At 29.1% G+C, this 12,338-nt stretch carries 20 protein-coding genes; all 20 read right to left on the bottom strand.

Annotated elements, in window-relative coordinates; genetic code table 11:
* Positions 1 to 400: RHS repeat-associated core domain-containing protein (locus tag CRS_RS24220; protein WP_308463724.1), on the bottom strand; the 400-nt coding region annotated here is incomplete at its 3' end.
* Between the two features lie 201 nt (positions 401 to 601).
* The gene (locus CRS_RS24215) at positions 602 to 958 is read right to left on the bottom strand and encodes a hypothetical protein (RefSeq protein WP_142726508.1); all 357 of its coding nucleotides are present in this window, start codon (positions 956 to 958) and stop codon (positions 602 to 604) included.
* 59 nt (positions 959 to 1,017) lie between these two features.
* Positions 1,018 to 1,434 carry a hypothetical protein gene (locus CRS_RS24210; RefSeq protein ID WP_142726507.1) on the bottom strand — a complete coding sequence of 139 codons (417 nt, stop codon included), beginning with the start codon at positions 1,432 to 1,434 and terminating at the stop codon, positions 1,018 to 1,020.
* Between the two features lie 395 nt (positions 1,435 to 1,829).
* On the bottom strand, positions 1,830 to 2,369 hold the full coding sequence (locus CRS_RS24205; protein WP_142726506.1) for a suppressor of fused domain protein: 540 nt from the start codon (positions 2,367 to 2,369) through the stop codon (positions 1,830 to 1,832).
* 336 nt (positions 2,370 to 2,705) lie between these two features.
* The gene (locus tag CRS_RS24200; RefSeq protein ID WP_142726505.1) at positions 2,706 to 3,125 is read right to left on the bottom strand and encodes a hypothetical protein; all 420 of its coding nucleotides are present in this window, start codon (positions 3,123 to 3,125) and stop codon (positions 2,706 to 2,708) included.
* 16 nt (positions 3,126 to 3,141) lie between these two features.
* On the bottom strand, positions 3,142 to 3,627 hold the full coding sequence (locus CRS_RS24195; protein WP_142726504.1) for an ankyrin repeat domain-containing protein: 486 nt from the start codon (positions 3,625 to 3,627) through the stop codon (positions 3,142 to 3,144).
* Entirely contained in the window at positions 3,617 to 3,886 is a 270-nt protein-coding gene (locus tag CRS_RS24190) for a hypothetical protein (protein WP_142726503.1), read from the bottom strand. Before CRS_RS24190 ends, CRS_RS24195 begins: the two co-directional genes overlap by 11 nt.
* A gap of 11 nt (positions 3,887 to 3,897) precedes the next feature.
* Positions 3,898 to 4,059, bottom strand: coding sequence for an HNH endonuclease (locus tag CRS_RS24185; protein WP_142726502.1), 162 nt, complete (start codon positions 4,057 to 4,059; stop codon positions 3,898 to 3,900).
* A gap of 82 nt (positions 4,060 to 4,141) precedes the next feature.
* Positions 4,142 to 4,864 carry a hypothetical protein gene (locus tag CRS_RS24180; RefSeq protein ID WP_142726501.1) on the bottom strand — a complete coding sequence of 241 codons (723 nt, stop codon included), beginning with the start codon at positions 4,862 to 4,864 and terminating at the stop codon, positions 4,142 to 4,144.
* 524 nt (positions 4,865 to 5,388) lie between these two features.
* Positions 5,389 to 5,799 (bottom strand): hypothetical protein, encoded by a 411-nt coding sequence (locus tag CRS_RS24175; protein WP_142726500.1) that lies wholly within the window; start codon positions 5,797 to 5,799, stop codon positions 5,389 to 5,391.
* A gap of 59 nt (positions 5,800 to 5,858) precedes the next feature.
* A complete protein-coding gene (locus CRS_RS24170) occupies positions 5,859 to 6,272 on the bottom strand; it encodes a hypothetical protein (protein ID WP_088584197.1) in 414 nt (137 codons plus the stop codon).
* Positions 6,256 to 6,816, bottom strand: a complete 561-nt coding sequence (locus CRS_RS24165; RefSeq protein ID WP_142726499.1) for a hypothetical protein — start codon at positions 6,814 to 6,816, stop codon at positions 6,256 to 6,258. Before CRS_RS24165 ends, CRS_RS24170 begins: the two co-directional genes overlap by 17 nt.
* Positions 6,817 to 6,836: 20 nt before the next feature.
* Positions 6,837 to 7,040 carry a transposase gene (locus tag CRS_RS24160; RefSeq protein ID WP_142726498.1) on the bottom strand — a complete coding sequence of 68 codons (204 nt, stop codon included), beginning with the start codon at positions 7,038 to 7,040 and terminating at the stop codon, positions 6,837 to 6,839.
* Positions 7,041 to 7,113: 73 nt separating this feature from the next.
* Positions 7,114 to 7,527: a hypothetical protein gene (locus CRS_RS24155; protein WP_142726497.1), complete on the bottom strand. Its 414-nt coding sequence runs from the start codon at positions 7,525 to 7,527 to the stop codon at positions 7,114 to 7,116.
* A complete protein-coding gene (locus tag CRS_RS24150; RefSeq protein ID WP_228451345.1) occupies positions 7,520 to 8,566 on the bottom strand; it encodes an RHS repeat domain-containing protein in 1,047 nt (348 codons plus the stop codon). The genes CRS_RS24155 and CRS_RS24150 overlap by 8 nt, the downstream gene beginning before the upstream one ends.
* 87 nt (positions 8,567 to 8,653) lie before the next feature.
* Complete coding sequence (locus tag CRS_RS24145) at positions 8,654 to 9,082, bottom strand: hypothetical protein (RefSeq protein ID WP_142726495.1); 429 nt, start codon at positions 9,080 to 9,082, stop codon at positions 8,654 to 8,656.
* 2 nt (positions 9,083 to 9,084) lie between these two features.
* Positions 9,085 to 10,017: an RHS repeat-associated core domain-containing protein gene (locus CRS_RS24140; protein WP_142726494.1), complete on the bottom strand. Its 933-nt coding sequence runs from the start codon at positions 10,015 to 10,017 to the stop codon at positions 9,085 to 9,087.
* Between the two features lie 174 nt (positions 10,018 to 10,191).
* A complete protein-coding gene (locus tag CRS_RS24135; RefSeq protein WP_142726493.1) occupies positions 10,192 to 10,617 on the bottom strand; it encodes a hypothetical protein in 426 nt (141 codons plus the stop codon).
* Entirely contained in the window at positions 10,577 to 11,470 is an 894-nt protein-coding gene (locus tag CRS_RS24130; protein WP_262711796.1) for an RHS repeat-associated core domain-containing protein, read from the bottom strand. The genes CRS_RS24135 and CRS_RS24130 overlap by 41 nt, the downstream gene beginning before the upstream one ends.
* Positions 11,471 to 11,746: 276 nt before the next feature.
* A partial coding sequence (locus CRS_RS24565) for a hypothetical protein (protein ID WP_172617148.1) occupies positions 11,747 to 12,338 on the bottom strand: 592 nt, incomplete at its 5' end.

The following is a 12,338-nucleotide window of genomic DNA, read 5'->3' as shown; positions in this document are numbered from 1 at the left end:
TACCATTAGCATTTTTCGCCTTATAAAATCTTGTACCAATCTCACCATTCATCCGAATTGACATATTATTATATTGATTTCCAAAGTTTTCAACAGCTTCTTTGTATGTGCCATGTACAGAGTTAGGTTCTAACCCCTCCAATTCTCTTGCATCAACTACTCTGTTTCCACTGAAAGCATAAGTCAACCAAGTATTGTATTTTTCACTTAGCGGGTCAACATTAAAGAACCTGGCCATCCCAGCATCATAGTTTCGCCATCTATAAGAACTCCATTTTGTATCAATCTGTTTTTCCTGACCTTGGGTAGAGTATCTATAGCTTGGAGTTATGGTACCATTAATATTTAGATCTCCACCAAAGGAAAGAGTCCGATAGAATATCGAATTCTTTATTATCAAAAGATTATTTAATTTTGTTTAAACTTTTGGGTGCAGTCTAATTGTGGGCACGAGCGAGACGCTCGCGCCAGCGGGGGACTAAAAATTGTCGTATTTAATTTTTTATTATCAATTTTAGCTACTGTAATAGAGACAATAGTACTGTCTGCAAAAATATTTTCCATTTTCTTATATTATTATTTTATGGAAGTTATAATTCATCTAATTATTTTCAGGATCAAATGAGCTATCATTAGGCCTGATTGTAGCAAATCCTTTTTTTCTTATCATATTATAAATTGCTTCGTTCCTTATTGTTGATGCCAATTTATTCTTTTCAAAATCATATTTTAATTCTTTTTTATCTGAGAATATTTTTAAGCTTAATTCTTCAATTAAACTTTCAAAGAGTATCTCATGCTTTTCTTGTACTTCAGGAGTATATTCTACTCCAATATCCAAAGTAAAAAGATCTGTTTGTCTACCATAATAATCATCCGATAACAAATCTTCAATAATAAAACTTTTTGTAGCAATATCTAATGCACTAAAACTTTCTAAGGTGTAAATTCTTTCCATATTAATTATGTTAATATTATCTTGCGTTTATATTATTCATAAGAGACTTAAAACAGACATTATAAATCTTCAATATCTGCTTGGTCTATATTATAATTTTTCAATAATGAATACGTTCTCTCAGATATTGCTAAAACATTTTTTTCCGTAATAAAGAAGTCATCCCTACTTGATTCTCCGTTTATTTTTGCCAAAAAAAAATTTGGAAGTTCTCTATCAGGATAAAGTTCTAAAAAAGTTTCAGATTTGGATATTAAAACTTTGTCAAAAATAACGCCTGTCAGTTTTGCAAGTTCAATACCATCTCTAAGCCTCTCTGTCACCATGTAGTATGGAAAGGATTCTAAAATATCATCTCCTAACCAGCCTTCAAATTCATAGTGAAGATTTTTAATAAGAGGAGGAAAAAAAGAGTTATCTATTTGAGTTTGTTCACCCAAGCCTCCTGCGACCTCTGGTTCAATAAGTTTATACATTAGTTATAATTTTGTATTTGGAAATGAGGCTGATTATATTATGAATGAGGCTACTTCGTAAAAGCAGCCTCAAATATATCGAGGTATTTATTCATCTTCAATCAATTCTAAAAATAGATCCTGTAAGTCCTCATTATTTTTTATATCAATAGATTATGATTTATAAAACTCTTCATAAGAGCCACCATTTTTAAAATAATTTATTAATTCTAAAAGTTTCATATTATACTTCTGATTTCATACTAATCACAATATCATTTAAATTGAGATTTCTATTCATATTTTAGAACTATAGTATTTAAGAAAATACTTCTAATTTATTATCAACATGTTTGGAACATTTCCAACTATTTTAAGAAACTTGGAACCATTTTTTCATTTTTATCGATTAATATTTACCATATATAAGGTTCTCTTTTTAAATCCCAAAGATTATCAATCTCGTTATCTTCGAGAAATGTTTCAAAGCTATTCCAACCTTTTTTATTTATCAATAAAGCTTCTTCATTATAAACAGGTATGATTAATGGAAAAATTACTGTCTTGTCTTCTAATTTTAACTGCTGTAAATCATCATCGAAATAAAACGGCAGAGTAAAATATAATGAATTCATTTTAGTCTCGGAAGTCATTGAAAACCCAAGCGTCATTACATCTCCTCTCCGAATCCCTTTTTTATTATCTATAAAATATTCCGAAAGACTGGTTAAAAAAGATGCGATCTCATTTTTGTTAAACTTATCATCACAAACCATGATAAGTTCAAAATAATAACCAACAAAATATTGATTCATTCCTAAAGTCGAATATGTTCTTACTTTTTCAAATGGAATATTATCATATAATGATACTGTAATTTCATATTTCTTATCTGTAATATTTACAGCATTGGATATTTTACCAATATGTTTTTCTAAGTGCTCTACTATTTTCATTTATTAAATCTTGAATCATTTTTCTTTTCGCTCCACAGCTTTTCTTCAGCTATTTCTTGATTAACATCGGTAAGAACTCCAGTCTGTTTCCATCTGCTTTTCCTGTCCCGGTGTGGAGTATTTATAATTTGGAGAAACTGAGTTAGCAGTATTTAAGTTTCCTCCAAACTCCAATCCAAAAGGATAAAAATGGGTAGTTCTGTCTATTTTCAGACTCCCGGAAGCATCTTAATAATATGCCAATCTGATGTTTCCTACCCTAAAGAAATTTGTTCTAAAATTTAGGGTATTAAAAAATAATACCCTAAATAAACAACATATTTATAAATCTATCTCTTATTGAGTTTTACAAACTTCAGAAGCAAAAACCTCCCCCTCAAATTGGGTTTCAATAATAGCGCATTTTCCTTCGATCTTTTTGATTGTGCAAAGATACCCACCATGAGAATTAATATACTTATCAGTTTCGTCATATTGGCTTTTAACAAGATCTAATAATAATATATATTGGCAGTCACTCTTCCACAATATTTTATAGTATCTATCCTTTTGTATCTTTTTATTGGTAGATAGATCAAAAACCTCTTCTTTTTGAAGATCTTTGGATTTTTCTATAAGATACCTTTTATTTGTCTTCTTATTTATTAGCACAAACTTTCCATTTGTAAAATCTCTGCAAGATAGCTCTCTGGAAACAATTTCTTCGGAATTAGCTAGTAATGACAGAACAACGGGAAATAATATTAAAAACTTCATTTTTTTAGAACTGTTGTTAAGAAGTAAGAATTTCAATCATTTCATCATCATCAAACTGTTTCGCAAGATCTAATGGGGATCTATCACTGTTATTTTTAGAAGTTGAATCAATTCCATATTCTTTTAGAAATTTAACAATATCATAGTCACCATCTGCGTTAAAAACGGCTACCCACATTGCATTATTTCCATATTGATCTTTAATATCTTTCTCTATTCCTTTAGTATTTAGTAACAATTTAGTAAGCTCATAATTATTATGATCTAAACTATAATGTAAAGGTGTTTTCCCCTCATCATCTTGTTTGTTAATATTGATATTACAATATAAAAGATAATTTAAAATTTCTAACGCATCATAAGCAACTGCTTCGTGAAGTAGATTTTGCTTGTATTCATTCACAAATCTATTTACATTTGTTTCATTCACAATTTTCTTTAGGTTTTCTAATTCCTTAAATCTAACTATTTGAAAAACGTTTACCATTACTTTATTCTTCATATCTTTCAACTACCCAATTATCTTCTTTATTTTCTCTATGAGCATGGCTTCCATTGTTAATATCTAACAATTCTTTTAGGGTTGAATCAATCCGTAAAATCTCTTCCAAACTAATTACTTTTGCATCTTCTTCAGAAATATTTTCTTCTTTTCCAAAAAATTGCCAATCTCCATCTTCGTCTCTAAATACAGAAACAATTGTAGAATTATTTTCTAAAACAAAACGTGTTGTTATTACAGCATCATTTAGATTTTCCATATTATTATTTTTTATTTATCTAATTTATCAAGATTTTCTTTTTTATTTAAAACTTGTGAATTTTTGTAAGAATTAGTACCTCCTTTACTTTTAGCTTTAATATGATCTATTTCCGCTTGATTCATATTTGCTTTTACTCCTTTTTTAGATTGCGTTGGCAAGGGGTGTTTCAATACCGCGCATTTCACATTTTACTTTTCTATATTTTATCTTCTTTTTGTTTAATTCTCTCAGTATAGCATTATATGCATAATCCTATTTTTTAATTGAGTCAAACTGGTCTTTAGAGATAATCTTCTTCTCAAGCATTTTATTTAGCCAGCTTTTGGCTTTTTGCTTCGAAGATTTATCCATTAATGAAATATCAATTGAAGAATAGTCACCGAAGTTAACTTCAATATCATATTTCTCACAAAGAGCTTTAAAGTAATCTAAGTATGCTTGTTCATTATTAAATTTTTCAGCCATTATTTTTGAATAATGCATTAAAGTATCTGTTCTATCCCTCTTATTTGAATCTTTAAGAAAGTAAAAAAGTTCACTATATGCTAATGTATCCCCTTTAGTTTTTACAAGTTTCGCAATACTATCATAATTTGAAACAGAACTCATAGTGATTACACTATCTTGATTGATTGGAGGTGTTAATGAATTTATTTTTTCTTTGCATGAAATTATTAACAAATAGAGTATTAATATTATTAGATTTTTCATATTCCTAATTAAATAAATTTTTAAAAAAATTTCCTTTTTCTTTTTGCTTTCCCTCTGGTTAACTTCATTTGGATTTTCTCTGGAGTTAAATAAATTATCTTTATTCTCACTTGTGTTCGAAACTTTACTTTCTTGATCGTAAATATGATATTGTCCAGCTTTATGGCCTAGTTCATGAGCCAATGTTCTTGCATTATCTTGTGATATAATACTCCCATGATGGGTATTACCATCCATTTTAGATTCTCCATATACAATTTGCATCTTTTTTAGGTGATAAGTTTACAATAAAAGATGTATTTGAATCTTCTATAATAAATACAAAACAGAACAATACATAAACCATTGCAATGCAGTGGTTTATGTTTTAAGTGAAGGCTGGTTTTTCATCTGAATAAACAATCTCTATAAGATTTTCCCCAACAAACTCAAAATATAAATATTTGTAACTTGTATTAACCTTTAGACGATTTCTTTTTCCATTATATTTGATAATAATATATTCTGTATTTTGAGGAAAATTCAATTCTATATATTGAGATTTTTTTTCAATTCACCATGATTTGAATAAATTAAAACACCCTCATTTGTAATTAGTGTAATATCTTTTTTTATTCCTTTTTCATTATACAGATATAAGAGTAGTTTTAAATCATTAACATTTATAGATTTATTATCCTTCTCTTCTGGAATAAAAGTATATCTCACTTTATTGCTACTACAACTAAAGGTAAATATTACAATAAATAGTAAAAAAAATATTTTACTTGGCTTTTTCATTATAAATTTTAATCTATAAATTCAGGTTTTTCATTTGAGTATACAATCTCTATAAAGTTTTCGCCTTTAAATTCAAGATATAAATAATTATAATCATGTTTAACTTCAATTTTATTTCTTTTTTTATTATAGTTAATAATCACATATCTTGTTCCAATTGGAATTTTTAATTCTAAAAACTTTGACTTATCTCCTAAAATCCCTTTATTCGAGTATATTTTTTCTTTTTTCTCGCTGGTAATATTTATATCTTTAGTTATGCCTTTTTCATTATATAAATATAATAACAGAGCCTTATTCTCTTTTATATTTTCAGATCTTTTATCATTAGGAATAAGAGTATATCTTAAATTATTTGTGCTACAACTAATTACTAGTAGTAAAAGCACTATACAAAGATTAATTTTTACTTTTTTCATCTGGAATAATTTTGAATTATTAATACAAAAACCACCGCAGTTGCAGTGGCTCTATGTTTTTAAGTGAAGGCTGGCTTTTCAGTTGTGTATACTATTTCCAATAAATCACTCCCTCTAAATTCAATATAAAGATATTTATAATTTTTCTTAACTTCTATTCTATTCTTTTTATTATTATAAATGATAATAAGAGATTTAGTGTCTTTAGGCAACTCTAATTCCTTAAATTCTGTCTTCTTCTTAAATACTCCTTCATTAGAATATAAAATATTTCCACGATCTGTTTTAATAAGAATATTCTTAAGAATATCTTTTTCATTATACAGATGTAAAAGTAGTTTTAAATCATTAACATTTATAGATTTATTATCCTTCTCTTCTGGAATAAAAGTATATCTCACTTTATTGCTACTGCAACTAAAGGTAAATATTACAATAAATAATAAAAAAAATATTTTACTTAGCTTTTTCATCGGGAATATTTTTAATTATAGTTTGTTTCTGTTCTGGTATTGTCTTTTTAGAGATTTCAAATTGAGGAGCAAACATTAGATTATCTGTCTTTACTAGATCTTTCACCTTGTTACTGTCATCACTTTGATGTTTAAGTCCTAAAGAATGGCCAATTTCATGTGTAGCATATGCTGGTGTCATTTCTCTAGATACAATAACTTCCATAAAATTAGCTTGGCTATTTCCATTTTCTCCCAAAGTATAGCCTTTAATTTCAGAACCATTATCAAGTTCTGTGATTGGTTTTTCAGAAGAAATTTTATCTACTAAAACTACTGTGTAGGGTCCTTTATCCACATAGTTGATATTTCCTATTTCTACTGTATCACCATTATTCAAAGTACCACCAAATGATTCTTTCATTTGAGCAACAAAATTTGTTTTAAATGTTTCTATACCTTCTGGAGTTAGATTTTGCGATCTATTCACAAGGTTGATTGTAGCACTTAATGTATATGTTTTTGTTTTATTATCATTTAATGTGGTACTTTTAACCCATTCCAACCCCTCTAATTCTCGCCCATCTACAACTCTGCTCTTATAGGATCGAAGGAAAATTGTTTTTCCTTAGTCAGCTTACCTACTTTCTGTAGTTTTCTCCAAGTAACTAGACTTTCTTTGCAGATCCCCAGTTCTTGAGCTACCGAAGAAACATTGCCTCTCTGCTCAATTAAAGATACTGCTTGGAGCTTAAACTCTAAACTGTAGGTTTTTCTCATCTTTTTCATACTCTTAAAGTTAAAGAGGATAAAAACTTTGTCCTAACAAAGGTAGCAACTCCAAGCTTGTGTTAGCAAGGATTTAGAGACAGATAATTTCTATTCTATTATTATTCCTGCGCTTAAATTCAGTTTTTTCCACACAAAATATTGGATATTTATCCCCGCAATTCTCTATATCAACAATATTACTGCTGAAGTCCTCTAACTGTTTGTTTAAATTATTACTCAGACTTTTAGTATATGATAGGGCTCCTTTTGACGCTCCACCAAAAATATGTATTCTAATCTTAAACTTTTTATCATTATGATCTTTAAGAAAGATAGAAAGGGTATTTATTTCTGACTCATCAATAAATCTTCCATCTCTGTGTTTAAACATATTTAATAATATTATATCGTTAGATTCAACTTCTTTTGGATAGCCAAACTTTAAGCTTTGAGACCATAAATCTATGGAAACAGCAAATAAAATTAAAATTAAAAACTTATTCATGTAAGTAAGGTATTGCATTTATATGTTGTTGTGTTATTTTATCAGGATTAATAATTCTTGGAGCATTATATTTATGGTCTTTTGCCCCTGTTCCAAATAACGTAAATCCCCATTTTACAGTAAATGAAGCTTTACCGTTAATAATCATTGAAGACTGGGCATCCCATTTTACTGCTGAAGAAGAGTTTTTATCAACTTTCTTTCCAAAATATTCTCTTTGAGGAGTATCATGAAGGCTATTAAGCTTTGGAACATCAAAATATTCAGGTTTTGTAAAATCTTTTGATCCCTGAACCTTGCCTTCTCCATCCAATCTTTCATCTAAAGAACCTGGTATTGAACTTTTTTCACTTCCATCATAATCAGGAGTGTTGGATATATAAGTTTGAAACCATCCGGAGTTTGCTTTCCCATTATTTGATGTAAAAGTCATTGTAATTTCTGGAGCTATAAGACCGTCTTCGCTGCTATTCTCCACCCAAGTATTCATTTTTAGTGAACCAGAACCGTTAGGAAGATTGTAAGTACTTGAATCACTTTTATTACTTACATAAGCAAAGGAACTTTCTTTTCCTTTGTAATTTTTATTAAACTGCGCTTGGCTGTTTGTATTTTTATCCCAAAATACTTCTCCTGATTTTTTATCCTTAATCCAACCTGTTGCTTCTCTACCATCTGGATCGATAAATCTGATTGGATTATTGAAGGCATAGTTGTAAGGACTATACCTTGTCATCTTCTCTGCTAGCGGGTCTACAACTCCCCATCTTCCTATATCAGGCATATACATTCTTGCTCCATAATCAAAGAAACCTGTTTCCTGAAGTTCCTTACCATTGTACTTGTAAGAATAATAACCTCCGAACTGGGAAGTGCTCAATGATCCTGAGATATGATTTAGCCCAAATGCATAATAGTTGCTGGTATCTGTAATTTCAAGAGCGCTTGCGCTGTTTTTTGCAAAACTTACCCTGGTATTCTCCAGATGATCTTTGTATTGATAAATATAATAGCTTTGGAAGAAAGAAAACAAAACCACTACTATTAGTGGTTTTTATTTATTCTACCATGGACACGAGCGAGACGCTCGTACAGCGGGGGATACAATCGTGCAAGAGCGGTTATACTATCGTAAACGCTTCCAATTGTTAGTAAACACTATTACATATTTATTATTTTCATAGGAAGGTTTTGATATATAAATAAATTTATATCTACTTAATTCTTTCTTTTTAAGAAAAATTTTCCTACTATTTTTAAAATCTAAAATTATATCCTCATTATTTGGTAACAATTTCATGGATGTTAGTTCCAGTTGAGGGCGAGAATTAAGTAGTACTTTTTTTATAATTTCACTCTTATTATTTTTAATTAGTAAGCTATCATTGTTGAAAGTTTCCATAAAAAGAATTGCAGTAGTATTTTCCTTTAAATTAAATTTTTCTGTAAGAGTATTTAATGTTTTGCTCCTAGCTAAGTCATTTCTTTCAAACTGTTTTTTCACATTGCAGCTTAAGATTATAGAGATTGTAATTAGTATTAAAATTATTTTCATTATTATTGATTTTGATTAATAATTTGGTCTACGACTTGTTTTCTCTGCTCAGGAGTAACATGTGTATTAGCACTTTCATACCCTTTATTCATTGAATTTTTATTATCACTACTTTGCTCTTGATATAGCTTACTTTTTCGGTCAGTTAACCTATTTGTATGTTGCTGCCCCGTAGTATGCAAATCTTCATGGGCTCCTGCTGCTGCAACTCTTTTTCTTTCAACTGGATCATTAAATTTATTAACTTCATTTTCAAAAAGAGTATTGCCTAAGTTGATTTGAGTTCTGTTATTTTTAGTATCCCCAATCTTATCAGTTATACCAGCTGCGGTTTGATCAATTAATTTCGCCATATCCACTTCATTTGCAGGAAGCGAAGAATAATCAATTCCAGTAGTATCAATATAAGAATTGTAATCCCAAGAAATTGTAGCATTATCACTATAAATTACATTTACTTTGACATTTCTATTATCTGAATCTTTACCTGACAAGTTGCTAACCAAAACATCCCTACGCTCATTGGCAAGAGTCATCATCTGGTCTTTATTGATATAATTATTGTTATTATTTAATTTAACATAATAATCTAGAGTTATGTTATTCCCATTTGTTGAAGGAACCCACTCCAATCCTTCTAATTCTCTACCATTAACAACTCTGTTTTCGGAAAAGTTATAATGCGATTGATAAGCATATTTTTCACTTAATGGATCTATATTAAAGAACCTTCCCATTGCAGCATCATAGTTCCTCCACTTATAAGAACTCCAGCCTGTTTCCGTCTGTTTTTCCTGTCCCTGTGTAGAGTATTTATAATTTGGAGATACTGAATTAGCCGTATTTAAGTTTCCTCCAAACTCTAATCCAAAAGGATAATAGTGAGTAGTTCTGTCTACCTTTAGATTTCCGGAAGCATCTTTATAATACGCCAGTCTGATGTTTCCTACCTGATCTGTGTAATTGTTAACTTTTGATTTTTCCTATGAAATAAAACAGACAATCATGTAGATTATCTGTTTTTAGGATTATTTATCTCATTAATAATAGGAGCTAATGTTTGGAAAGAATGTTTTTATTACCTTAGTTTTAGATTATCAATTATAATTTTAAAGCCAACCAATAATATCTTCTTTACCTTTGCCTATTGAAAGTAAATATTGTACTTTATTATTTTCAATTTTAATAAAAAATGGATCTTTTAGATTTTTGTTTTCTAGAATATAAACACCTTCCGTTATGCCATCTAGGTTAGGCTTTTCACTTTTATAAGAGTCGTAATCTGTAATAGTGAATTCACAATTATATTTCTTAAATTCCTTTAATACTTGAATATATCCCTCCTTATAGTCTTTTGGCTTATCTTTATAGTAAGAATCATAAAATTTTTCTGCACTCTCATTACTTAATTCATTAAAAAAAGTTGCAAAAACCGGGTTACTATACTGTTGCTTTGGTTTTGAACAACAAAAGCAGAAAAAAACAACTACGAAACTACAAACCAATACCTTTAACTCTATCGTTATCGCTCTCATTATTTTTATTTTTTGATGTTTTTGAATTACCTTCAAGGGTTTTTCCCTTGCGAATATTATTATTTTGTTCTCTTATATCTTCTCCTAAATCACCCGGATTATGTCCTTTGAATCCACCATATGAACTCGTAGTTTTTGGTAATTTGACACCTCCTGCTGCTGCTGCATTTATAACAAAGTCAGCACAATTATTGGTATTTAAATCATATTTGGTATTTTGATCTGATTCTACAAAATTTAAAATATCATTAAAGTTTTTCTCATTAATAGACCTTGTTTGTACTACTTCTTGTTCATGACCAAAATTATCTTTTATTTTTCCTGATGCCTCTGATGCTATAGGGTTTATACTAGGTGGATAAGGATAAAATCCAAAAGTTTTAGAATCTGTTGTACCATCTGTATTTTTCCTATTTAATGTTATAAATGCATGTCCTGAATCTCTGTTTGGACTAATTTGATATACAGTTCTGTCTCCTCCTTTCCCTGGTTGGTCTACATGAATAACTAATTGATAGCTTTTCCCCTTTTTTCCATTATCAAAAGCTTCTCTAACTTTATTAGCATCTATTGCTTCTAAGCCCTCTAATTCTCTATGAGATATAACTTTATTTTCCGAGAAATTATAATGTGACTGATAAGTGTATTTTTCACTTAACGGATCAACATTAAAAAATCTTCCCATAGCAGGATCATAATTCCTCCATCGGTAAGAGCTCCAGCCTGTTTCCGTCTGTTTTTCCTGTCCCTGTGTAGAGTATTTATAATTTGGAGATACTGAATTAGCAGTATTTAAGTTTCCCCCAAACTCCAATCCAAAAGGATAATAGTGAGTAGTTCTGTCTACCTTCAGGCTCCCAGAAGAATCTTTATAATACGCCAGTCTGATGTTTCCTACCTGATCTGTATAGTTGTAAATATTGATTTTTCTTCTATGAAATTAAACAAGCAAACATTGGTTAACCTTTGTTTCTTAAGTCTCATTAATAACAAAAATATTGAAAGTGTTATCAATTTCTAGTATAAAATATAAAACCACTCTAATTTAGACTGCCCCAAAATTTTAGACACTTTTGGGGGCAGTCTAACGAGACTAATTTTTTCTTATTTTACGTTATTTAACTTACGTTTACCATTTTAAATTATCTAGCAATTTATCTTCCTTCAAGTTTAAAATAGCAATGTTGTCATTTCCTTTTTCTACAATATTGAATAAAACAAAATTATTAAATTCTTTTATCGGAAGATTTTCAGACAATTTATTCTCTTTACTAAAAGATACTAGCTTCAAATCTCCAATAAGATTTTTATAGTAAAACTGATGGTTATTAATAAAGATTATAGGTCTTGAATAAGCTATAGTAGAAAATAAATAAATTGAATTAACGCTAATTAAACTTTCTTTAGTTTTTATATTATAAATATAATATTTATCATACTGATATCGATAAGAATAATCTGTGTCATTACTTAATTCTTTTATAATATTCGGACGCTCAACAGGCAATAGTAAAACTTGTTCAATTTGCTCAGAATTTGAACCCTGCAAAATCCCACCGATGTCCACTTTATGAGGAATTTTTCCTTTTTTCAGAATAGCAAACTCTATTAATTTTAGATTATCCAGCAAATTAAAATTATATGCATTAACATGTAAAAAAATATTTTTTTTATTTCTGAAAAAATATTCTGGCTGTTGATTGGGAACCATTTCTAAAAAG

It is taken from the genome of Chryseobacterium sp. ON_d1 (assembly GCF_006829085.1).
In the GTDB taxonomy this organism is placed as follows: domain Bacteria; phylum Bacteroidota; class Bacteroidia; order Flavobacteriales; family Weeksellaceae; genus Chryseobacterium.
Note: the sequence above shows the minus strand (reverse complement) of the source record. Positions and strands in the feature narration are given on the sequence as shown.

Bases quoted from the DNA above. Each gene is read 5' to 3' on its own strand.
- CRS_RS24215 (WP_142726508.1), bottom strand. From the start codon at position 958: ATGGAAAGAATTTACACCTTAGAAAGTTTTAGTGCATTAGATATTGCT.
- CRS_RS24210 (WP_142726507.1), bottom strand. From the start codon at position 1,434: ATGTATAAACTTATTGAACCAGAGGTCGCAGGAGGCTTGGGTGAACAA.
- CRS_RS24205 (WP_142726506.1), bottom strand. From the start codon at position 2,369: ATGAAAATAGTAGAGCACTTAGAAAAACATATTGGTAAAATATCCAAT.
- CRS_RS24200 (WP_142726505.1), bottom strand. From the start codon at position 3,125: ATGAAGTTTTTAATATTATTTCCCGTTGTTCTGTCATTACTAGCTAAT.
- CRS_RS24195 (WP_142726504.1), bottom strand. From the start codon at position 3,627: ATGAAGAATAAAGTAATGGTAAACGTTTTTCAAATAGTTAGATTTAAG.
- CRS_RS24190 (WP_142726503.1), bottom strand. From the start codon at position 3,886: ATGGAAAATCTAAATGATGCTGTAATAACAACACGTTTTGTTTTAGAA.
- CRS_RS24180 (WP_142726501.1), bottom strand. From the start codon at position 4,864: ATGCAAATTGTATATGGAGAATCTAAAATGGATGGTAATACCCATCAT.
- CRS_RS24175 (WP_142726500.1), bottom strand. From the start codon at position 5,799: ATGAAAAAAGTAAAAATTAATCTTTGTATAGTGCTTTTACTACTAGTA.
- CRS_RS24170 (WP_088584197.1), bottom strand. From the start codon at position 6,272: ATGAAAAAGCTAAGTAAAATATTTTTTTTATTATTTATTGTAATATTT.
- CRS_RS24160 (WP_142726498.1), bottom strand. From the start codon at position 7,040: ATGAAAAAGATGAGAAAAACCTACAGTTTAGAGTTTAAGCTCCAAGCA.
- CRS_RS24155 (WP_142726497.1), bottom strand. From the start codon at position 7,527: ATGAATAAGTTTTTAATTTTAATTTTATTTGCTGTTTCCATAGATTTA.
- CRS_RS24145 (WP_142726495.1), bottom strand. From the start codon at position 9,082: ATGAAAATAATTTTAATACTAATTACAATCTCTATAATCTTAAGCTGC.
- CRS_RS24135 (WP_142726493.1), bottom strand. From the start codon at position 10,617: ATGAGAGCGATAACGATAGAGTTAAAGGTATTGGTTTGTAGTTTCGTA.